The 23,018-nt window shown below is 51.8% G+C and carries 19 protein-coding genes and 1 pseudogene; 6 read left to right on the top strand and 14 right to left on the bottom strand.

Annotation, left to right across the window (positions count from 1 at the left end):
- Positions 1–6: 6 nt before the first annotated feature.
- From CIK78_RS06540 to CIK78_RS18025, 4 genes and pseudogenes are all read left to right on the top strand, one after another.
- Positions 7–714: a response regulator gene (locus tag CIK78_RS06540; protein ID WP_096278361.1), complete on the top strand. Its 708-nt coding sequence runs from the start codon at positions 7–9 to the stop codon at positions 712–714.
- A gap of 14 nt (positions 715–728) precedes the next feature.
- Positions 729–1,415, top strand: coding sequence for a response regulator transcription factor (locus CIK78_RS06535; protein WP_096278359.1), 687 nt, complete (start codon positions 729–731; stop codon positions 1,413–1,415).
- Positions 1,408–1,823, top strand: a pseudogene (locus tag CIK78_RS18030) (sensor histidine kinase N-terminal domain-containing protein); the annotation flags it as partial. The gene CIK78_RS06535 and the pseudogene CIK78_RS18030, both read left to right, overlap by 8 nt.
- A gap of 63 nt (positions 1,824–1,886) precedes the next feature.
- On the top strand, positions 1,887–2,786 hold the full coding sequence (locus CIK78_RS18025; RefSeq protein ID WP_318781521.1) for a HAMP domain-containing sensor histidine kinase: 900 nt from the start codon (positions 1,887–1,889) through the stop codon (positions 2,784–2,786).
- Here CIK78_RS18025 and CIK78_RS06525 read toward each other — a convergent pair.
- The 5 genes from CIK78_RS06525 to CIK78_RS06505 all read right to left on the bottom strand — a co-directional run bounded on the left by CIK78_RS06525 (position 2,776) and on the right by CIK78_RS06505 (position 7,954).
- Positions 2,776–3,789, bottom strand: coding sequence for an AbrB family transcriptional regulator (locus CIK78_RS06525; RefSeq protein ID WP_096278357.1), 1,014 nt, complete (start codon positions 3,787–3,789; stop codon positions 2,776–2,778). The two genes, CIK78_RS18025 and CIK78_RS06525, sit on opposite strands and share 11 nt — an antisense overlap.
- Positions 3,790–3,810: 21 nt before the next feature.
- A complete protein-coding gene (locus CIK78_RS06520; protein WP_096278355.1) occupies positions 3,811–5,319 on the bottom strand; it encodes a tripartite tricarboxylate transporter permease in 1,509 nt (502 codons plus the stop codon).
- A 9-nt stretch (positions 5,320–5,328) separates the two neighbouring features.
- Positions 5,329–5,778, bottom strand: coding sequence for a tripartite tricarboxylate transporter TctB family protein (locus tag CIK78_RS06515; RefSeq protein WP_096278353.1), 450 nt, complete (start codon positions 5,776–5,778; stop codon positions 5,329–5,331).
- 83 nt (positions 5,779–5,861) lie between these two features.
- Entirely contained in the window at positions 5,862–6,875 is a 1,014-nt protein-coding gene (locus tag CIK78_RS06510; protein WP_096278351.1) for a tripartite tricarboxylate transporter substrate binding protein, read from the bottom strand.
- Positions 6,876–6,997: 122 nt separating this feature from the next.
- Positions 6,998–7,954 carry an alpha/beta hydrolase gene (locus CIK78_RS06505; protein ID WP_096278348.1) on the bottom strand — a complete coding sequence of 319 codons (957 nt, stop codon included), beginning with the start codon at positions 7,952–7,954 and terminating at the stop codon, positions 6,998–7,000.
- A 163-nt stretch (positions 7,955–8,117) separates the two neighbouring features.
- On the opposite strand from CIK78_RS06505, the gene CIK78_RS06500 reads away from it, so the two are divergent.
- Positions 8,118–8,528, top strand: a complete 411-nt coding sequence (locus CIK78_RS06500) for a hypothetical protein (protein ID WP_096278346.1) — start codon at positions 8,118–8,120, stop codon at positions 8,526–8,528.
- Between the two features lie 200 nt (positions 8,529–8,728).
- A complete protein-coding gene (gene betT, locus CIK78_RS06495; protein ID WP_096278344.1) occupies positions 8,729–10,777 on the top strand; it encodes a choline BCCT transporter BetT in 2,049 nt (682 codons plus the stop codon).
- A 77-nt stretch (positions 10,778–10,854) separates the two neighbouring features.
- On the opposite strand, the gene CIK78_RS06490 is transcribed toward betT, so the two are convergent.
- The 9 genes from CIK78_RS06490 to CIK78_RS06450 form a co-directional block, all read right to left on the bottom strand.
- The gene (locus tag CIK78_RS06490) at positions 10,855–12,375 is read right to left on the bottom strand and encodes an aldehyde dehydrogenase family protein (RefSeq protein ID WP_096278342.1); all 1,521 of its coding nucleotides are present in this window, start codon (positions 12,373–12,375) and stop codon (positions 10,855–10,857) included.
- 108 nt (positions 12,376–12,483) lie between these two features.
- Positions 12,484–14,748, bottom strand: coding sequence for an ATP-binding protein (locus CIK78_RS06485; RefSeq protein WP_096278339.1), 2,265 nt, complete (start codon positions 14,746–14,748; stop codon positions 12,484–12,486).
- Entirely contained in the window at positions 14,738–15,250 is a 513-nt protein-coding gene (locus CIK78_RS06480; RefSeq protein WP_255249091.1) for a molybdopterin-dependent oxidoreductase, read from the bottom strand. The genes CIK78_RS06485 and CIK78_RS06480 overlap by 11 nt, the downstream gene beginning before the upstream one ends.
- A 210-nt stretch (positions 15,251–15,460) precedes the next feature.
- Positions 15,461–15,889 carry a universal stress protein gene (locus CIK78_RS06475; protein ID WP_096278335.1) on the bottom strand — a complete coding sequence of 143 codons (429 nt, stop codon included), beginning with the start codon at positions 15,887–15,889 and terminating at the stop codon, positions 15,461–15,463.
- Positions 15,890–15,900: 11 nt separating this feature from the next.
- Entirely contained in the window at positions 15,901–18,513 is a 2,613-nt protein-coding gene (locus CIK78_RS06470) for a TRAP transporter permease (protein ID WP_096282296.1), read from the bottom strand.
- Positions 18,514–18,645: 132 nt separating this feature from the next.
- A complete protein-coding gene (locus CIK78_RS06465) occupies positions 18,646–19,626 on the bottom strand; it encodes a TAXI family TRAP transporter solute-binding subunit (RefSeq protein WP_096278333.1) in 981 nt (326 codons plus the stop codon).
- Between the two features lie 460 nt (positions 19,627–20,086).
- Entirely contained in the window at positions 20,087–21,391 is a 1,305-nt protein-coding gene (locus tag CIK78_RS06460) for a TRAP transporter large permease (RefSeq protein WP_096278330.1), read from the bottom strand.
- Positions 21,381–21,860, bottom strand: a complete 480-nt coding sequence (locus CIK78_RS06455; protein ID WP_096278328.1) for a TRAP transporter small permease — start codon at positions 21,858–21,860, stop codon at positions 21,381–21,383. Before CIK78_RS06455 ends, CIK78_RS06460 begins: the two co-directional genes overlap by 11 nt.
- A gap of 64 nt (positions 21,861–21,924) precedes the next feature.
- The gene (locus CIK78_RS06450; RefSeq protein WP_096278326.1) at positions 21,925–22,935 is read right to left on the bottom strand and encodes a DctP family TRAP transporter solute-binding subunit; all 1,011 of its coding nucleotides are present in this window, start codon (positions 22,933–22,935) and stop codon (positions 21,925–21,927) included.
- Between the last annotated feature and the right edge of the window lie 83 nt (positions 22,936–23,018).

Here is a 23,018-nt window from a genome sequence, read left to right as displayed (position 1 = left end):
TTCCTTATGTCTCACGATGCGTCTCACGCAGCCTCTTTGCTGATTGTTGAGGATGAACCAAAAATTGCTCGCCTGATGGCAGATTACTTAACCACGCATGGTTTTTCGGTCACGACATTAGCCCACGGCGATGAAGTTATGCCGTGGCTAGCACAGCACTCCCCGGCACTCGTGCTGCTCGACATTATGCTGCCAGGCAAAGACGGCCTGACGCTTAGCCGTGAGATTCGCCAGCACTGGCCGACCATTGCGATCATTATGGTGACCGCCAAGGTAGAAGAGGTCGACCGCTTGCTAGGCTTAGAGTTAGGCGCTGACGACTATATCTGCAAGCCTTTTAGCCCCCGTGAAGTGGTCGCCCGTGTCAAAGCCGTGCTTCGCCGTAGCCAGGCAGCAGCAAACGCCCCTGCCGACGTTCAGCATGCACCGGTCGTATTAAATGAAGATGGCTGGCAAGCGCTCGCTTACGGCAAAGACCTAGGACTCACCGCGGTGGAATTTCAATTACTGCGCGTGATGATGCAGGCACCGGGACGTATTTTCAGCCGCGAGCAGTTAATGGATCACATGTACCGCGATAACCGCATCGTCTCAGAGCGCACCGTGGACAGCCACATCAAGAAGCTGCGTAAGAAAATCCACGAAGCGCTGCCAGAGCTAGAAATTATTCGTTCAGTCTATGGCGTCGGCTATAAGTATCAGCCAGAAGGTTAACAACGAGATGACCTATGAAAGCGCTAGTAGTAGAAGATAACCTCAATTTAGCGCGCTCTATTGCAGCTACACTTAGTGAAGCCGCCTTTAGTATTGATGTTGCCAACGATGGCAGAAGAGCGCTGCACATGCTCGAACAAGGTGATTATGACCTACTAGTGCTGGATCTTGGCTTGCCTGAAGTGGATGGAATCACACTTTTACGAGAGCTGCGTCACGCTCAGAATACCATTCCGGTATTAATTATCTCAGCGAGAGATAGCTTGGATCAGCGCATCCTCGGTCTTGAAATAGGTGCCGATGATTATCTATGCAAACCTTTTTCCCTGGAAGAAGTCACGGCGCGGGCGCGGGCGCTAGTACGTCGCGCCAAACACTTCGGCGGTGAAACACTCCAATGTGGACGCTTAGAATTTCTGCCCGATGCGATGGAGCTGCGTCTAGATGGCAAGCCTCTGCTATTACATAGACGAGAGCTTGAGGTCATGGAATACCTCATGATCAATCAGAACAGGCTGGTCAATAAGGATCAAATCATCGACCGGCTGTCTAACTCTGATGACTCAGTGAGCTACGCTGCCGTGGAAACCTACATTTCACGTATTCGCAAAAAAATCGGCTACGATTTCGGCTTAAAAACAGTACGTGGGCTGGGCTACTATTTAGAATCTAAAGATACCAAAGGCTTACCCCATGAATAAAAGCCAGTCGATCCGCAGTCGACTGCTGATTTGGATTGGCGTGCCCTTTACAGCACTAGCAGTGCTTGCTTTGGTCTCGAGCCATCTACTTTTATCACGTCAAATCAACGAAACCTTTGACAATATGCTCTTAAATGCCGCACAACGGCTAGAGCGTCGCCTTTATACTGTCAATAATGATCTGCGTATCAACATGCACTACTTCAGCGTTAGTACGCTGGGTAGCCGAGGTGAAGGCAAAATTTTTTATCGCTTAAATACACACAAGGCCGCATGATCGCAGGCTTTAGCGGCCTAACCGACCCTCCAAGCTATTCCTATGAACCGATTTTTTATGATGTGGACTATGCAGGTAATGAGCTACGAGCGGTAGCGCTGACACTTCCCTTTAGCCGGGGCCGTGCGCAGACCGACATTGAAGTGATCGTTGCCGAGTCAAAAGAAGCTCGCTATACACTCACCAACGATTTTATGATAACGCTCACAGGGTTAATGGTTGTTACCGGGCTATTAGCAATCTCCATTGCCTTAATGGCGATACACTGGGGGCTGGCACCACTTAATGCAGTCAGTCAGGCTCTACGTCAACGTTCACCGAATGATTTGCATGCTCTGGATGACAACGCCCCTAAGGAAATTCTGCCTCTTATTCAAAGCATTAACAACTTGATGCAGCGCATGCGACGTAGCATTGAAAGCACACAGCAACTGAATGCCGATGTCTCCCATCAGCTCAGAACGCCTATCTCTGAAATTCGCGCTTTAACTGAAATGTCGCTTAAGACTCCTTCCCAAACACCAGCGCATACTAGCCTGCGGGAAATTCAGCGCATTGCTGAGCATGCCAGCCATACCGTCAAACAACTGCTCAAATACGCCAAAACACGCAGTGAATTAATAGACACCTCGCACCTAGAACATGTTGATTTAATCGCTATTTGCCACGATGCCTGTGCACAGACCGCTCCTAATATTTATCAAAAAAACCAGGAGCTTGCTTTTGACCAATATACAGCGATACCCAGCATTCTTGGCGATCCCATTATGCTGAGATGGCTCGTGACAAATCTCATCGAAAATGCCAGCCTGCATGCTGGAGGCAGCGTGGTCTACGAAGGTGTTATCACTGTCGCATTAGCCACAGACAGCGATAAGGTGACGTTAACGGTCAGTGATGACGGTACTGGTGTCGATGAAGAACAGCTCCCCAAACTAACCGAACGTTTTTTCCGCCACAATAAGCACTTCCCAGGTAGCGGCCTAGGTCTCGCCATTGTGGAGCAGATCGCAACCACCCACTCTGCACGGCTTTATCTTGGCAATAGGCCACAGGGAGGATTTGAAGTAACCGTCGCCTTTCCTATTGCTTAGCCGACCCATTGGCTATGCGTATCATTAGAGGGGTCATAAATATTAGTAGCAGTAGACGCAGTATATGATGAGAAACTACATATACTGGATCTATATCTAACACCATTGCTATAACCGCCATTTCGCCTACCCCACCGGGAATCAACGCAAGCAGTACTGCCAAAAATGAGAGGTGCGTGAAACTGGATACTAGCCATGCCATTAGCGCAGCAACCAACAGTGCAAATAGGGCAAACGCAATGCCATAACGGCCCATGCTGATCACCTGTGACCACTGAGTTCCCGAAAAGCGCGCACCCACCGACGCTCCTAATACCAGAAATGCCGTTAGCACGATCCAAGTAGGTAGCGAGTAATCGAACCCAAGGTTTGCAACAATGGCACCTGCCGCCATTGGCCCAAGAAACTCAGGCAAGGGAATCTTCAATAAACGCCCCAGCCACCAACATAGCGTTGCCAACACCAGCGGCAAACCATCCATGATGGTGAAGGAAGAAGTCGAACTGCGTAGCGTAACATCGTCGACAAAAAAACTTGCCACTATCGCAGCTCCCGAAACCACAGTCACTAGACGCAGAGAGTGCGAGATAGCGATCCAGCGCAAATCACCGTTAGCCCGTTCGGCCAGCACCAACGCTGAATTCATGCTCCCCGGATAAGCGCAAAACATGGCGTTCATACGCCCTACGTTGGCGTGATTAAAAATCCAGTAACCGCCGAATAACATCAGCGCCATGTATACCAACATGGCCAGTACGCTGGGATACCAAAGTACTAATCCTAACAATTCGTCAGCCTGAATACGGCTACCAATAAAAAGCCCTAGCAGTGCAATGGCCGTGCGGTGTAAGCGCTTATCGATGCCAGTATTCACGCCCATCAGTGATAAGCACAGCACCATAAAAAGAGGGCCCAGCATCCATGCCAAAGGCAACGATAAAAGGGTGGCAAGCCAGCCACCCAAAAATCCCAAGCCAACGGTAATACCAGTGCGTTTCAACATTTCAAATCCTGAACTCAGGAATCATAGTTGGGCAGCCTCTTGGCGAGCTTTAAGCTTTTTCATCAATGGCTGGCTAAACAAAGAGACTAGCAGCAATGCAAAGATAGCTAGTGTCACCGGACGCTCAAACACATACATAATGTCCCCCCCGCTGATTTGGTAGGAGTGGAGTAGCGACTTTTCGGCCAAAGAGCCGAGTAGCATGCCAATCACAGCCGCGGGTACCGAGTAGCCGTAGTGACGGAAGATCCAGCCAATAACGGCAAAAATAAGTACAGTGGCCGGACCTGTCATATTTCCGGTTAGTCCGAACGAGCCCATAACGGCCAGCACTAAAACCGATGGAATTAAAAATCGCATGGGAACTTTGACGATATTAGCCAGCAAGGGAATAAACAGCAGCCCGATGATCACCAATAAAAATACTTGGGCAAAATTGGCGAAAATGATCGCGTAAACTACGTCCGTCTGTTGACGAATAAACTGCGGACCACCGGTAATGTTATGCATGGCAAATGCCGCCAACATAACCGCTGTGGCACCGCCACCGGGAATGCCTAACGCTAGCAGCGTTGCCATTGAGCCACCTTCGGAACTGCTATTTGCCGCTTCTGACGCTACGACGCCCTTTGGGTTACCTTTTCCAAAGGAATCAGGGTCACGATCTCGCCGCTTTGTTTCTATGTAAGAGAGCAAGTTAGAAACCGATGAACCGACGCCAGGCACTGCACCCACTAACACACCAATCAAGCCCCCGCGAATCATAACCACCGGATACCGCATCGCCATCTTGCAACCTTCGAAGATTTCACTAATTTTCACCTTGCGGGCATCAGCAGATTCTACGATGAAACCTTTGTTGGCTAGTTTGAACAGCTCAGAAGCAGCAAACATACCCATCATCGCCGGTATAACCGGTACGCCATCTAAAAGATAAGTTTGCCCCATCGTGCCACGTGCTAAACCTATTTCACTAAACCCTATAGTGCCTACCAGGAGGCCTATAAATCCGGCTATTAAGCCTTTTAAAACCTGTTCACCTTTCAAGCTAGCAATGAGTGTCATGCCCCAAAGGATAACCACGAACATCTCTGCAGGGCCTAGTCTCAACACCATGTAGGAAAGAGGCTGGATCATGAAGAAAAGCACAACGTAGCCCATCAGGGCGCCAATCACCGATGAGGCTAATGCGATACCTAGCGCCTGATTATGCTGCCCCTTCCGCGCCATAGGATAACCATCAAAAGCAGTGGCAATGGCTGAAGATGTACCGGGTATATTCATTAAAATCGCAGGGATACCGGCACCAAAAGAACCGCCTGTAAAAATAGCGGTAAGAAACAGCATGGCTTGGATAAAATCCATATACATCGTCATGGGCAAGAAAATAGCCATGGCCATAGAAATTTGCAGACCTGGAGTAGCCCCGAAAATCAGTCCTAGTACGATCCCAGGCACTACCACCAACCAAGGGCCAAAGCTGGAAAAAAGCAGATCTAAACCCTGCCCAATCGCGCCAAAATCAATCATATTTTTTCCTCAGCTCGGTAGTAGTAGTAGCGTCATGGGATACGGCAGCATCTGCGAGAAGAAGAACGCGACACTAAGCCCAAAAGCAACGCTATAACCACTTAATAGCAGCCAATTACGTTCACCTTTAAGTATCAAAAAGAGCGCCAGGAAGATCACCGTAGCAATATCAAAGCCTAGGGTTTCAAGCGATAGGACATAAGCGGCAAATAGCCCTACAACAGGTAATGTACGGTGCAGTGGCTCTTCTTCAGAGCCCTGGAATAGCGAGCCATGCTTTATCCGGAGGATCAATTCAAGCGCAATTATAACGAGTACAATAATGGCAAGCGGTAGAATCAGCAGCAGATTCTGCGGAGTAGCAGATACACTAATGGCGTCTAATAAATACCACAATGTAAAAGCACCCAGGCCCATGAGAACTAAAAAGTCCCCATAGTCGCGTTTATATTCAGACATGGTAAAACTCCATGCTGGCTCTTCATTAACTTGAAGAGCCAGCAATCATGGAAGGGCCAGTTAGAAAAATTAGCTTGGAAAAATCAGTTAAGCAGGTGGGCGTATTGTTCGAACACTTGATAGTTTTCGCGCATCAATTCATTGGAACGCTCTGGGCCAACCCAAATACCGCCCATTTCATTGCTCTCAAGCTGTTCTTGTACATCTTTACGAGCCAGAGCACTTTGAATAGCTGAAGACAGTTTTTCAAAACGTTCAGGGTGTTGACGTTCCATTTCACTAGTCACTGCAAAGCCACGCATAGATCCCTGCAGAATAGGCACTTCAATATCCATGGGCGCCAATGCTTCATTGATAGGCTGGGCATCCCACTGATCAATGCGCTCATCACTCACAATTGCCAACGGAGTAAGAAACTCTCGGATACCCTCACTGCCCTGAGCGCTAATAGAGACAAAGTCAACTTGCCCTCCTGCAACGGCTGAGCGTGCTTCACCACCGCTGTTATAGGTCACTAAGTTCAGGTTTTCTTGCGGTATGCCCGCTTCGTCAAGCAACAAACGCACCATCAAGTGGCCAGCAGAACCCTGAACGACCGCGCCACGTACCTGTCCTTTTTCCTCTCGGATTGCCTCAAGCAAGCTAGGCAGGTCTTCATAACCACTGTCTTTATTCGCTGCAATAATGTCTAAATCGAACCACTGAAAGTTGATATAAGAGAAATCATCGACACTAAATTCAGCGCCTCCGATCAGAATAGAGTTAGTTAAGTAAGGCGCGAACGTTGAGGCGTAAACCGTGTAACCGTCATCAGGAACGTTCAGAACGTAGTTAGAAGCAACTTGCGTTCCCGCACCAGGACGATTGGTGACTTGTATCGGCACACCTATCTCTTCTGAGAGAGGCCCAGACATAATGCGGGCAAGGCGATCGGCACTTCCCCCGGTACCGAATCCCACCACCATATTGAGCGGGCGAGAGGGAAAGTCTTCAGCCGCGGCAGGTAGTGCAATGGCCAGTGCAGCAATGGTAGCTGTTGCTCCAACCAGCAAGGATTTCATCGTAAGCGATAGTGAAGCGCGATAAGTGTTAGGCATAGCGGGCTCTCTCTTTTTTATAAGATTATTTAACCGTATAAACAGGTATTGACCTGTAAGCCTAAGACGCTAACCCACGAAACTGTCACCAGCCTTGCATGCAGCAAGAACGCAACTAAAGTCTAATCCGCAGTGAATACCTGACGATTAAGAAACTTAATGCCTGCATCAATAGCGCCACCACGCAGTAAGAAGCTGGCTATATGGCCTTTAAAGCTTTGCAGATAAAGCTCGCTCTCGACGTTGTTATCCTGCAGCGCTTGATAGAAGTCTGTGGCATGGTCTACCGGCACGAGGCGATCCCACTTGCCGTGGAATATAAAAAACGGCGGAGACTGCGGGGTAATATGGTAAATGGGCGACGCCAAGCGATATGCCTCGGTTTCTTCGGCTCGCGTACCGCCGATAAAGTCGACCACTAAGGGCCCGTCATCGAATTTAAGCAGATCACTTGGCAACCCACCCGCCAACACCGCCGCTAGTCGGCTCTGCTCGCCGCCGTAAGGCTCGGCCAGCGGCCCTTCGACGCCAGCCAGTGCCAGCAGGCTCACCAAGTGCGCCCCAGATGAATATCCAACGCCTACGATGCGATTAGTATCTACCTGCCACTCTTCAGCATTGGCATGGATCCACGCCATTGCCTGCTGCAAATCATGCAGCTGGGTAGGAAAGCGATACTCAGGCACAAACCGATGCTCAATGTTAACCGCCACGTAGCCTTGCCCTGCCAACTGTTCAGCAATGCTCTGCATGTCTTCTGGCGTACGGTTTCGCCAGCCTCCACCGTGAACCAATAAGGCAGCAGGGCGTAGGGCGCTAGTCGACCCATCAGGCAAATAGACATCGGCCTTTAGCGCCTGCGGCCAATCATCAGGCGTGTAGATCCGTGGCGCCAAGCGCGTAAAGGGCTGGGGTTCATGCAACGTACCACTCTTAACCGCGGACTCATTTTGGCCCACATGCTGAGCGGCGCTACAGCCACTCAGCATCAAAGCAAGAGCACCCAATCCGGTTACTCGGCGCAAAGTGGTGAACGCGCAGCGCGGCTGCCACACGCGAGATAGCTCGATTCGCGACATTATGTTTCTCCTTAATGAATAGCGTCCCTGTCTACTATTGACGAACTACCCTTAGCTACGATCTGCAGCAAGCCAATAAGACCATGATTGTTGCACACTAACTGCAAGCAGTTTGCACTGCACCTAGCGATAATGACATCGTCAACTTACCAGGAGAGATGCTATGAACATTTCAGGTACTCAGAAAATGTCAATTCGCCAACTGTTTGCCCCGGCCTTACTCGCTGCTGCGTTAGCATCGATCACATTAACGGCCCAAGCAGACAGCCACGGTGACCATGAGGCTTCCGGTGCTGATCGTCAGCGCATGGAAGAACGTATGGAAGAGCGTCGCCAAGAGGTGTATCAGCGCGCCGAAATCTCAGCTGATAAGCAGGCTGAGCTCAATGAAGCACACGCTGAACATCGCGAAGCAATACATGCGCTGCGTGAAGAGCATAAAGAGCGAGTCGCTGGCATTCTCACCGAAGAAGAGCAAGAAGCACTTCACAACGCCATGCGTGAAGCGCATGAAGAACATCGGGGCAAACGCGGCCACCACGATAATAGCGACGAACGTGCCGATAGCGAATAAACATTCGCCGCGTAGCTACTTTCTTGAAAACGCCCGGTTTTCCGGGCGTTTTCACGTCTGCAAGTTACCCAATCCGCACTAACTCAAGCAGTTTCAGGCACTCGTAAACTTGAAGGGTAGCAGTTATTCACGTATTTTATTTGAACGTTCATTCAAAATAAAATATTACCTCCACCTTTCAACCACAGGAGTACGCCTGCATGGCGAAAGACAACCCTATTCATCCCTCCCGAGACCGCCTCAATCCCGTCGTTTTTCACGGCAGTGTGGCTGGCATCCTGATCTTTCTGGTGCTTACCATGTTATTCACCGAGCAAGCTGGCGCCTTCTTTGATGCCGGACTCGCCTGGGTAAGCAAAACGTTTGGCTGGTATTACATGCTGGCCATAGTGGCCTATTTGGTATTTGTGGTGGCTATTGGTATGTCGCGCTTTGGCAGTATTCGCCTGGGGCCTGACCACTCACGACCAGAATTTTCACTACTCTCTTGGTCGGCCATGCTGTTTGCTGCAGGGATCGGCATTGACCTGCTGTTCTTCAGCGTTGCCGAGCCTGTCGCCCACTATTTGGCACCACCGGATTTAACCCCGGAAAGCCAAGCAGCGATGCGTAACGCCGTCGTTCAAACCTATCTGCACTGGGGGCTCTCCGGCTGGGGGCTGTACGTGTTGATGGGTATGGCGCTGGCCTACTTCAGCTACCGCCATCGCTTGCCGCTGGCGATCCGTAGTGCGCTCTATCCGATCCTAGGCAAACGTATCCACGGCCCGATTGGCAACGCGGTGGATATTACCGCAGTGATCTCCACCGTCTTCGGCATTGCTACGAGCCTCGGGATTGGGGTAATACAGCTTAACTACGGCCTCACCTACATGTTCGGGGTGCCGGAAAACCTCACCGTGCAGGTGATCTTGATTGTCTTGGTGGTCATATTAGCGACGATTTCCGTGGTTACAGGCGTTGAGAAAGGCATTCGCCGGCTGTCAGAGTTTAATATGTTACTGGCATTGGCGCTGTTGCTGTTTGTACTCTTCTCAGGGGACACGCTGATGTTGCTGGATAAAGTGGTCAACAACGCTGGCGATTATCTATCGGGCTTTGTAGGTGCCAGCTTTGACACTTACGCCTTCGCCGACGAGGGGGCTCAAGAGTGGAAAATGTGGTGGACGATTTTCTTCTGGGGCTGGTGGATTGCCTGGACCCCGTTCGTGGGCCTATTCCTGGCACGTATTTCCCGTGGCCGTACTATTCGTGAGTTCGTCGCCGGTGCACTGTTTATCCCCCTCGCCTTTATGATGGTTTGGATGTCGATATTCGGGAATAGCGGTATAGAACTGGTCGCTAATCAAGGCGTTGTCGAGCTAGGTGAGCAGGCGCTCAACACCCCGCAAACCACGATCTACACGCTGCTTGAGTACTTCCCTTATGTCGGCATTACCGCGGCAGTCGTCACCGTTCTGGGTATTGTGTTCTTTATTACCTCAGCGGATTCTGGAGCGCTGGTGCTGGCCAACTTCACGTCTATTCTGAGCGACGTGAACCACGATGCGCCGGTGAAGCTGCGTATTTTCTGGTCAGCCATGATCGGTTTGATCACCATTGCTCTGCTGATGGCCGGCGGCTTAAATGCACTGCAAAGCGCCGTGGTCATCACCGCACTGCCCTTCTCACTGGTTATTTTTGCGGTGATGGTGGGCATGTACAAAGCCTTGAAATTAGAAGGTAGCAAGGCAGATGCACGTCGCATGATTGCCGGTAGTGCGCCTGGCGGCGATTGGAAAGAACGCTTAGACCGCGCCCTTGACACCTCTAATCGCGCCGGTGCAGCCGCCACCATTGAACATGCAATTCGCCCAGCGATGACACAGTTTGCTCAGGAGCTTGAGCGCCGTGGCCAAACTGCCAACGTAAGTGAAGAAGCGATTGAGGGGGAAACGCTTCCCAACCTGATGTTGCAGGTCGACTTTGGCGACGCCACTAGCTTTGTCTACCAAGTATGCCCTCACCGCATGCGCACCCCTAGCTTTATCCAAGCGGATGATGACTTCTATGTTCGCCTGGACGTGTACCTAGCGGAAGGGGGGCAGGATAAAGACCTTAACGGCTATACCCGTGGACAAGTGATTGGCGATTTGGTAGCAGAGTATGAGCGTCACCTGCATTTCCTTACCCTGACGGGTAAGCAGATGGGCCACGTACAACCGATGCCCGGCACGATAGGCGAGCCGCCTGAAGACTCTCAGATGTAAGTCAGCCAAAACAAAAATCCCGACCACACATGGTCGGGATTTTTTGCACGCATACGCGCGTCGCTAGCATCTAAGCGTTAGAAAAAGCCTAACGGGTTTATATCGTAGCTAATCAGCAGGTTTTTGGTTTGCTGATAGTGCTCAAGCGCCACCTTATGCGTTTCGCGGCCAACGCCAGATTTCTTGTAGCCACCGAAAGCCGCGTGAGCAGGATACTGGTGGTAGCAGTTGGTCCATACGCGACCGGCTTGGATACCACGGCCCATACGAAAGGCAACGTTAATATCGCGGCTCCACACGCCCGCGCCCAGACCAAACTCGGTATCGTTGGCAATCGCTAACGCCTCTGCTTCATCTTTAAACGTGGTGACCGCCACCACCGGCCCAAAAATCTCTTCTTGGAAGACGCGCATCTGGTTATTGCCTTTCAACAACGTGGGCTGAATGTAGTAACCGCTGTTGATGCTGTCATCAAGAACTTCTTTCTCACCGCCGGTGAGGAACTCGGCGCCTTCATCGCGAGCAATATCCATGTACGACATGATCTTGTCGAACTGCTCTTGAGAAGCCTGCGCACCTACCTGTACATCGGTATCCAGCGGATTGCCGCGCTTAATAAGCTTGGTGCGTTCCAGCACCTTGGCCATGAACTCGTCGTACATACTCTCTTGGATAAGCGCACGTGACGGACAGGTACACACTTCGCCTTGGTTGAAGAATGCCAGCACTAGACCTTCTACCGCCTTATCAATAAACGTCGGTTCGGCATTCATGATGTCGGCAAAATAAATATTCGGTGACTTGCCGCCCAGCTCTACGGTAGAGGGAATAATATTTTCTGCCGCGCATTTAAGAATATGAGAGCCAACGGGGGTAGAGCCGGTAAAGGCAATTTTAGCGATACGCTTACTGCTCGCCAGCGCCTGCCCTGCCTCTGCACCAAAGCCGTTAACAATGTTCAACACACCGGCGGGCAGCAGGTCGCCAATCAACTCCGCCACTTTCAAAATCGACGCAGGCGTTTGCTCCGCGGGCTTCAATACCACGCAGTTACCTGCGGCGAGTGCGGGCGCCAGTTTCCAAACAGCCATTAGAATTGGGAAGTTCCAGGGGATAATTTGCCCTACAACGCCTAGTGGCTCGTGGAAATGATAGGAAACAGTATTGGCATCAATGTCTGCTGCCGAGCCTTCCTGGGCGCGAATACAGCCTGCAAAGTAGCGAAAATGATCAACGGCCAGAGGAATATCGGCATTGAGCGTTTCCCGGACGGCCTTACCATTATCCCAAGTTTCGGCCACCGCCAGCATTTCAAGATTTTGCTCAATGCGATCGGCGATTTTCAGCAAAATGTTACTGCGCTCTTGGGCGGACGTTTTCCCCCATGCAGGCGCCGCTTTATGGGCCGCATCAAGCGCTTTATCAATATCTTCTGCAGTAGAGCGAGGAATTTCGCAAAACACCTTGCCGTTGACGGGGCTAATATTATCGAAGTACTGGCCTTTCACCGGGGCGACAAACTCACCGCCGATATAGTTGCCGTAGCGTTTTTCAAATGACACCACTGAACCAGTGTCACTAGGGTTGGCGTAGATCATTGAAAGGCTCCTGAGCATTATGATTATTCAAAACAAGCTTACAGTGTTATTCAGTATGGCCCGTAGCGATATACAACAATGGCAGTACTAGCCCTCACTGTTACAGGCTCAGCCTGATAGGTGCTCACGGCACCATTTCTCCATCGCTGCATGAGTGTGCGACGCCGTTAAGCGTAACGCGCTAAATATCTCATCTCGTTTGCTTTGAGTGAACGGATCCGTTGTCATTAATGTTTCCAGCTGCTGCGCCTGGTCGGCCAGCTTGTCGGCTCCCATACTCACAGATTCGCCGCGCAGCTGGTGCGCCAAACGTACGACCTGCTGTTGCTGCTCATCGCTGAGAGGGGCCTGCGCTAGGCAGGCCGTTAGCTGCTCGCAGTAATCACTTACTTGCTGGTGATAAAGCGTGATCAGCTGCGTCAAGCTCACATCGCCTAGGGTCGCTTTTAGCATGTTCAGCGTGTCGGTATTGAGTAATGACTGCGCGCCGAGCTGCGTTTGCAAGACCGGCAGCGCTGGCAGAGAAGCCGCGTCGGGCGTGGCAAAAAGCTGCGATGCCAGCAGGCTACTTAGCGCAGATAGCGACAGCGGTTTGGTAAGGTAATCGCTCATGCCCGCCGCAAGACAGCGTTGGCGGTCATCCTCCGCGCCACCCGCCGTCATAGCGACGATAGGCACACTGTCAAGCCAGCCACCCTGCTCGCGCATAAGCTGTGCGACCGTAAGGCCATCCATATCGGGCAGCTGGATATCCATAAAGATAAGATGCACCTGTTGAGACTGAGCCATGGCAAGGGCATCCTGGCCATTTTCAGCCCACACGACATCGCAACCTAAACGGGATAATAAACCAATCGCCACTTTGCGATTCACCGCGTTATCTTCGACTAGCAGCAACGTTATGCCAGTAAAGTCCTGTTGAGGTGCGCTGGGCAATGACACTGACACCGGATCAGCCTCCACCAAGGGCAGCTCACACCGAAAGATACTGCCTTGGCCAAGATGGCTCGACACGACTATTCGTCCTTGCATCGCCTCGCTTAGGCGTTTGCAAATCGCCAGGCCCAATCCGGTTCCACCAAAACGCCGAGTCACGGACTCATCGGCCTGCTGAAAAGGCTCAAAAAGGCGGGCCTGCTGATGTTCACTCAGCCCACATCCCGTGTCGCTAATTTCAAATACTAGCTGATCGAACTTAGTGGAGACTTGAACGCTGATCCCACCGTAGTCGGTGAATTTAATCGCATTGGCGATAAGATTAAGTAATATTTGCCTGAGCCGCCCTGCATCGACCATCACCCAAGCGGGTACCCGTGTGTCCACGTCAACGCTAAAGGTTAATTCCTTCATTTTTATCCGCGGCGTAAATAGTTCCACCACGCTGTCGACCAGTAAACGAATAGCCGTGGGCGATGTTTGAAGGGCTAAGTGCCCGGCCTCAATTTTCGAGAAATCGAGAATTTCATTGATCATTGATAGCAGCTGATTAGCGCTATCGTGGATCGTATAGGCGTAGTCTTCTACCTGTGCAGGACTTACAGATTCACGCAATAGCTCGCTCATACCAATGACACCGTTCAAAGGCGTGCGAATTTCATGGCTAACGATCGCTAAAAAATCCGATTTTGCTTGGTTCGCCGCCTGCGCCTGTTTAGCGGTCACTTCCAACTGTAGAGCAAGCTGTGCCTGCTCGCGCCTTATCGCTGCACTTTCGCGTGTTTCACGCACTAAAAAAGCGACCACCAAAAAGGCCGCTAAACTCATTGCGACGATCAACGTCATAAGAAGTCTGTAGAGCAGGCTGAGCTGTTCTCGCTCTGCCGTCGCCGACTCCGCTAAGTAGCCGTTAATAGCAATAACAAGACGCTCAGTACTTCGCGTCAGTGTCTGAAGTTTATCTCCCAATGCCGCCAGCGGGAGTGGCTGTGACACGCCTCGGTGGTCAGGCACCCCAAAAGCCCTGAACATCATATCCAGCCCATCTACCTGCGTTTGGATCTGACTAAACAGCTCGCGTGCAGTCGTGATATTTTGTAATAACGCGCTGACGTCTCCCTCGTTGAGTAACGTAATTCGGCTATACAGCAGTTCAAAGCGAAGGGTAAGCGCATAGCGCTCCGCTGGCGTTAGCGGTTGATGATCCAATGTCAGTACATGATTGACCAGTTGAACCGCATCACGGTCCAGCTTATAAACAACCCAAGCAGTATCTTCGCGCAAACTTTGGGTAAGATTATCCTGTCGCCAGGCTGCCAGCGTTGCCACTACTAACGCACCGGCGAATAATAGTACGGCAATGATTGCTGCGAACTTAAGGCGCCGCGGGTAGCGCAGTAGGCTTGATACCTGCGTGGTTAAACCGCTAACGGACATTGATGTGCATAACCTGCCATACCGATCTAAAGCGCATTTTTTCGCTTAGCAGCGCATCATCCTGGTCAAAAGGATAAAGTATCCACAGCGGGCCGAGCTCGCGAACCGGAATAGCGGCGCCGTCTTTTGTTAATGCCAAAATAACCTCGTATTTCTCAAAATCACTGACTGGTATATCGGCTTCATAGCCATCCAGCGCTGCGACGTGCACCGTATCGGTATCGGCGTTTAAATGTGATAGAAGATCACGCATTAACGGTCCACGATAATGATTAACCTCGGCAGTCCATGGCGTATTCGTTGCAAACTCATACTGCGGTAGTGCCTCTAACGTAGCGAGATCAAGCTGCACTTCATGCCCCGCGTTCTCAAGCGCAATATTGCCACTCACCGTCAGAAGCACGGGGGCATTCGACAAATTCAGCGGCTCTGACGCGCTAGCCCACCCCACAAGAGGTACGCCAAGCATCAGTATTGCCCAACCTATTAAAGATGCTTTCACCGCCGTCACCTCAATCTGATTACTGTGTAAATAAGCCGTCAGCGCGCAATGAGACATGAATTCAATACCGTTGTAACATCGCGTTATCTTGTGACAAAAAAACTCCGAGCTATTCGCCCGGAGTTTATAAGATGTACCACTTTATCTATGTCTTCAAGGTCAATGTCTTCAGATCTGTGCCTTCAAGGCGCGCAGTTCATCCGCACCTTTCTAGCGCACAATCATGACCGACACTTTGGCGTGATGGACAACATGTTCGGCGTTAGGACCTAGCACATAGTCGACAAACTTTCGCTTGGTGTGAGATGCCATCACAATCAGATCAACGTTGAGTTTTTTACCCACCTTGATGATGGCCTCCCAGGGAGATCCATCTACGATGATGCTCTGCGTTTTAATACCCTCAGGAACATTGGCCTGAATGAAAGCATGCTGGGTTTCTGTCATGGCTTCATGCGCTTTTTTCGAAAAGTCTTTGGGGAAATAAGCACCAACCATAGGCAGCTTAAATTCCGGCAGCACCGTTATTACATGTAGCGATGCCCCAAAGGTTTCACACAACGTAATCGCTGTCGGCAATGCTTTCTTCCATGAAGCCTCTTCGTTGAGATCCACAGGCAGTAGGATTTTCTGATACATGATGACCTCCTTTAGACCGTTGCTGCTGGTTTACTGTCAGGCTCGTCGGTTTGTTTTACTCGCCGACGGCGCTGAAGCAATACCACCAGGCCAAAGATAATGAGCGCCGGAATCCACAGCCACTCTTTGGTCCAACGATTCACGGGCGCCAGCACTTCAATGATCTCTTGATCAAAATCAAAGCCTAACTCAGCCGCCTGGCTGCCAAACTCAATGAAGTCGACCATGGCTTTATCGCCATCCGCGACGAGCTCCATGCCCAGTGCCTCCATACGTTCTTCACCCGAATCACCGCTAGGAACAGGAACCAGAACGTAGGTCGTCATTGGATCACCGTAATCATTGACGCCGGCGATTTGCACGCGCAGGTTACTGCCATCCTCGACGTTGCCTAGCGCTTCGGCAAACTGAGTTGGCGGAATTGACTCGTAAGGATTGTGAATTCTGTCCATCCAGAAACCTGGGCGGAACAGCGTAAAGGCCACTAGCAACAGTAACAGCGATTCATACCAGCGGCTACGAACAAGCATGTAGCCTTGCGTACCCGCCGCAAATATCAGCATGGCGCTGGTCGCGACAATAAACACCAAAATGCCTTGCATCACCGTGACATCGATCAGCAGCAAATCGGTATTGAAGATGAACAGGAACGGCAGTGCCGCCGTGCGTAGGCTGTAGTAAAACGCCTGGAAACCGGTGCGCAAGGGGTCGCCTCCTGACACCGCGGCCGCAGCGAATGAGGCTAACCCCACCGGGGGCGTTACGTCCGCCATGATGCCGAAGTAGAACACGAATAGATGCACGGCAATCAGCGGTACAATCAGTCCATTCTGCTGACCCAACAATACAATCACCGGCGCCATGAGCGCGGAAACTACAATGTAGTTGGCCGTGGTCGGTAAGCCCATGCCCAAAATCAGGCTTAACAGCGCGGTAAGCAGCAAAATCATCATCAGGTTGCCGCCGGAAAGAATCTCCACGACGTCTGCTAGCACTAAGCCCACGCCGGTCTGAGACACGGCGCCTACCACAATACCGGCGGTAGCGGTGGCAATACCAATACCAATCATGTTGCGCGCACCGGCCACAAGACCGTCCCAAAGGTCTTTAAAGCCCTCTTTGACATCCGCCGCGAACTTGCTGTGGCCACGAAAAAAAGCGATCACGGGGCGCTGAGTGAGCATAATAAAGATCATAAACATGGTTGCCCAAAATGCTGACAGCCCTGGAGACATGCGCTCAACCATCAAACACCACACCAGTACGACAACCGGCAGGATGTAATGCAGCCCCACCATGACCGTCGGCCGCGTTTGTGGCAGCGTTAACACCGCAGTATTCGGGTCATCCATCTCGAGTTCTGGGTAGTTCGAACTAACTTTCAATAGCCCGACATAAATGACCGCCAAACCCACAGACACGACCCAGGGGGCCGCATCACCTAATACCGGCTTGAGCCAGCCAAGGCCGTAATAAACGACAAACGATAGCGCCATCAACAAAATCAGGCCGGTCATAAAGCCAAGAATCTTGTTCAACAAAGGGCGTTTAGGATTGCTTGAAGGCAGCCCCTTCATATCCGCCTTTAAGGCTTCAAGGTGAACAATATAGATAAGGGCAATATAGGAAATGATCGCAGGCAAAAAGGCATGCTTAATAACTTCGACGTAAGAAATGCCCACGTACTCCACCATCAAGAACGCAGCGGCGCCCATGACCGGCGGCATGATTTGGCCATTCACTGAGGAGGCAACTTCAACAGCGCCCGCTTTTTCTGCACTGAAGCCAACGCGCTTCATCATCGGGATCGTAAACGTACCCGTGGTTACCGTATTGGCAATCGACGATCCTGAGATCAAGCCAGTCAACCCTGACGCCACGACGGCGGCTTTGGCTGGCCCGCCTTTCAAATGGCCCAGCATGGAAAAAGCGACTTTAATGAAATAGTTACCCGCACCGGCTTTCTCAAGCAGTGCGCCAAACAGAACAAATAGGAAAACAAAACTGGTAGAAACGCCCAGCGCAATACCAAACACCCCCTGGGTGCCCAGCCACTGGTGATTAATCAAACCGCCCAAACTCACACCGCGGTGGGCCAAAATGCCCGGCATGTAAGGGCCAAACAGCGAGTAGGCAATAAACAATCCCGCCACGATCATTAACGGCGGCCCCAGCGCACGCCGGGTGGCTTCTAACAACATAATGATGCCAAGCACGCCAATCACGATATCTTGAGTGATAGGACGCCCAGGGCGCTGTGCTAAATCGGCATAAAAAATAAATAAGTACAAACCGCAAAAAGCAGCTACCGCTGCCAACGCCCAGTCTTGAAGCGGAATGCGGTCACGCGGTGAGCGCTTAAATGCGGGGTAAGCCATAAAGGCAAGAAACAGCGCGAACGCCAAATGAATCGAGCGTGATTCAGTGGCATTAAATACACCGACCCCCACCATATACGGCAGCGGTGAAGCTATCCAAAGTTGAAACAGCGACCATATCGCTGCAATGCTTACCAACAGTTTCCCCGGCACGCCTGCGGGCTTTCTTGCCCCCGAGTCGCTGGAAGCAACCATATCCTCTAGGTCACTTTCAGCGACCGCCGAAGGTTGTTTGTCATCACGCATACGCTTGCCCTGCCTATGGTCAGCGCTGACAATCAGCGCTTTCAACAAGAAGCGCGGACACCCAGGGTGCCCGCGCTTTACTACTCGAGGTGAATACTACTCACCGACCTATCTTTACGCTGGTGCTTAAACTTACTCGATCCAGCCACGCTCACGGTAATAACGCGCTGCGCCGTCATGCAACGGGGCGGTTAAGCCGTCAGAGATCATGTCTTCTTCGTTAAGATTTTCAAACGCTGGGTGCAGACGCTTGAAGCGATCAAAGTTTTCAAATACTGCTTTCACTGTTTCATAGACAATGTCTTCATCAACATCGGCTGAAGAAACGAAGGTAGCGGCAACGCCAAAGGTTTCAACGTCTTCGTCGTTACCACGGTACAGGCCACCCGGAATCACAGAGCGGGTGTAGTACGGGTACTCTTCAATCAGCGCGTCGATTTCATCACCGGTCACCGGCACTAAGCGCGCATCGATGGTAGTCGTGGCTTCTTGGATAGAACCGTTCGGGTGACCAACAACATAGACCATCGCATCGATGTTGTTATCTGACAGGGCTGCAGACTGCTCGGCGGCATCTAGCTGAGACGCCAGCGCAAAGGTGTCTTCGTCCCAGCCAAACGCCTCCATGACCACATCCATGGTATTACGCTGACCAGAACCCGGGTTACCGATGTTGACACGCTTGCCAGGGAAATCGCTGATGGTCTCAATACCGGAATCAGCACGAGCAACCACGGTTAGCGGCTCACCATGCATGGTGAATACCGAGCGCATCTCTTCCCAAGGTCCTTCTTCTTCGAAGTTGGCTTCGCCATTGTAAGCGCGGTATTGAACATCAGACTGAACAACGCCCATGTCCAACTCGCCGCTCTTCATGCCGTTCACGTTAGCAACCGAACCACCGGTAGACGGTGCGTTACAGCGAATGTTGTGCTCATCGCTGCCACGGTTAACCATACGGCAAACCGACTGGCCGACGACGTAATAAACACCGGTTTGGCCGCCTGTACCGATGGTGATGTAGCGTTCTTGTGCCACCGCAGGTGACGCGAAGGTCGCTGCAGCAATGAGCGCACCCGAGAAGGCGGCAGTGGAAAATGCATGGCGTTTCATGAACATACCTCTTTATCTTGATGTTATTAGCGTAGTTTATGTTGTGAACATCGCGCGTTTTGGTTTCACCCTGTGAACCGTTCCCTAAGGTGTTCGTGCCCCAAAACGATTTCAAGACATTCTGCTCTGCAGGCCTCCTGTTCTAAAGGCGTGCTATATCTGCAGATAATCTATTGCTTAGACAATCTGTGACAGGCACCGGCATGGCTACCTGTTATTACTACTTTAGCGAAAAACAAAACGTTTGGCGAAAAACAAAATGCTTAACGAAAAAGCACGCTTGGCAATGAGTCGTCGCCTCATCGTCCATTTAAAGCGCATATGACCGCGGAAGATAGTAGTTTAACGGCCGGTAACGTTTAGTAAGCGTTAAACCCCATACCGTTTTCGCATAGGGAATAATGATTTTCGCAGTTTGCTCGACCTCCAGGGTTCTTATGTGCCAGGGACTAAGCGCTTATTAAACGTTATAGCCCAGCACAGTGGGTAGCCACAGCGCGATTGCGGGGAACAGTGCGACCAGCGCCAGCGCACAGCCCATCGCGACCACAAACAGCAGCGCCCACCCAATCGTTTGTTCCAAGCGAATTTTTGCCACTTCGGTGGTCACCATTAAATTGACCGCAACCGGCGGCGTAAACTGCCCGATCGCAATATTCATCGCTAAGAGAATGCCAAACCATACCGGATTCCACTCAAAGTGCTGCATCACGGGAATCAGAATGGGCATCATGATTAAGTAAATCGAGATGGCATCCAGCAACATGCCCGCCACCAACACCGCCAGCATCACCAAAACAAGCAGTAATACGCCGTTGTCGGTCAGGCCAATCACCCATTCCGCTAAATGACGGAAGGTGCCCAGCATTGTCCCCGCCCAGGCAAAAATACCCGCCAGGGCGATAATTAACATCACCACACCGGAAATAATCGCCGCTTCGCCGAGCAGCTCCCACAAATCGCGAAGCGATAGCTCGCGGGTGAAAAACAGCCCAACTAGTGCCCCATATGCAACCGCGACAACGGCGGCTTCTGTCGGTGTAAATAGGCCCGAGCGCAGGCCGCCTAGAATCAGCACCGGTGCAAATAGCGCCGGTATCGCCTGCTTAAACGTGGTGCGCACGCTGAGCTGCTCAGCGCCTTCCACCGGTGTTCCGCCTTCCCAGCCATAGCGTTTGGAAACAATCATCGCAGGGACTAACAGCGCGATGCCCGCCAAAATCCCTGGAAACAAACCCGCCGCAAAAAGAGCACGTAGATCAACGCCGGGCACGACAATCGAGTAAAGAATCAGCGCCACTGAGGGTGGAATAAGAATCGCGGTAGAAGCCGATGCTGCGATCAGCGTGGCTGAGAAAGGTTTGGGATAACCGGCTTTGGTCATACTGGGTAGCATCACCATCGCGACAGCCGCCGCATCGGCGGGCCCTGAACCGCTCATGCCCCCCATAATCATGCATACCAGTACCGCCACTAACGCCAAGCCACCATGGCGGGGGCCAATCAACGCCTGAGCAAAGCGCACAAGCCGCAGTGCCACGCCTGAGCGTTCAAAAATAAGCCCGGTTAAAATGAACAGCGGAATCGCAATCAGGGGATATTTAGCGATGCTGTTGTAGGTATTAGTGCCTAACGTGGCAAGCATATCCGGCGACAGTCCAATTACGATGCCCACCGCGCCGGAAAGCGCCAATGAAAATGCCACCGGCACGCCAGCAATCAATAACCCTGCAAAGGCCAGAATCATCCATACATCAGGGCTCATCGGAGAGTCTCCCCGTCAAACGGTCATGCGTCTGCTGTACCAACCGCCAGAGCATGGCGGCTGTCAGGACCGGTAGCCATACTAAATACCACCACTGGGGCAACCCAAGCCCTGGCGAAAGTGACTCCCACTGATACTCTTGCCAGGCTAATTTACCGCCATACCAAGAGATCAAACCCAGCACAATGGCAACGCACAGCGCTTGCAATACGATCAGTCCGCGGCGGTACTTCGGCGGCAATGCGCGCTCTAAAAAGCTAATGCGGATGTGCCGATTACGCCGCAGCGCCACCGAGGCGCCGGCAAAGGTCAGAATCACTAACAAAAAAACGGAAAACTCTTCGGTGAACGAAAAAGAGCCGCCGGTTAAGTAGCGAGTAACAACATTTCCAAGACTAATCAAAGAGATAATACTTAATGCCAGCGCGCCCAACCAGCGTTCAAGGCGGGCATCAGGAAAGCCTTTCATGGCAGCCTCACAGCAACAAAGCTACCGGCCGTTGGGGCCGGTAGTAAACGGTCATAGAGATCGCTTAGCGGGCATCAATGGCCGCTTGAGCAGCGTTGACGACGTCTTCACCAATCCGTGGCACCCATTTCTCATAGACCGACTGCGTGGCCTCAACAAACGCCTGATACTGCTCATCGGTAAGCTCGGTTACCGTCACGCCGCGCTCCTCGATGGCGGCCAAGCGTTCGCTCTCTTCTTCACGGGTCATCGCGATTTCCCACTCACCGGCTTCTAACGCAGTTTCGCGCAGCATGGTTTGCTGCTCTTCGCTCAGCGACCCCCATACCTGCTGATTCACCGCAAAAATCAGCGGATCATTCATATAGTTCCAAAGCGTTAAATGCGCCTGGCCAACTTGGTCTATACGCGCCACGTCAAATACAGACAGCGGATTTTCTTGACCGTCGACAGCCCCGGTAGTTAACGCCGGCTGCGCGTCGGTCCAGCTCATTTGCGTGGGGTCCGCACCGAGTGCCGAGAACGTATCCTGGAACAGCGGCGAACCCACCACGCGAATCTTCAAGCCGTCTAAATCATCGGGCTGAGTAATCGCCTCGCGTGAGTTCGAGACTTGGCGGAAGCCATTCTCGCCCCACGCTAATGGAATAACACCACGCGATTCGATCGCTGCAAACACCAAGTCGCCCGCTTCACCACCGGTCACCGCATCGACCGCGGCTTCATCTGGAATGAAAAACGGCAAAGAAAAGAGGTTAAGTTCTGGCACCTGAGGCGACCAGTTAATCGTCGAGCCCACCGCGGCGTCGATTAAACCCGAGCGCATGGCGGAAAACTCGCGCGTCTGATCGCCAGAAACCAGCTGGGAGTTGGGATACACACGCAGCGTCAGCTCACCGTCGCTGCGCTCTTCTACTAACTCAGCCCACTTCTCGGCGGCCTGCCCCCAGGGAAACGCGTCAGACAACACGGTAGAAACCGAAAGTTCGCGGGCTTGAGCAGAAAGGGAGGCAGAAAGTAGTGCCGCACCGGCCAGGCCGGCAGTCAAACGAGCCATTGAGCGTGTCAGCGTCATGGTGATTCCTTTTTTATCTATTTTTATGATGTACATTTAGGATGCGTGCGGATAGCCGTGGCGAGGCTTTTCGTTGAAGCCAC

It is taken from the genome of Halomonas sp. JB37 (assembly GCF_002332255.1).
GTDB classification, from domain to species: domain Bacteria; phylum Pseudomonadota; class Gammaproteobacteria; order Pseudomonadales; family Halomonadaceae; genus Vreelandella; species Vreelandella casei.
Note: the sequence above shows the minus strand (reverse complement) of the source record. Positions and strands in the feature narration are given on the sequence as shown.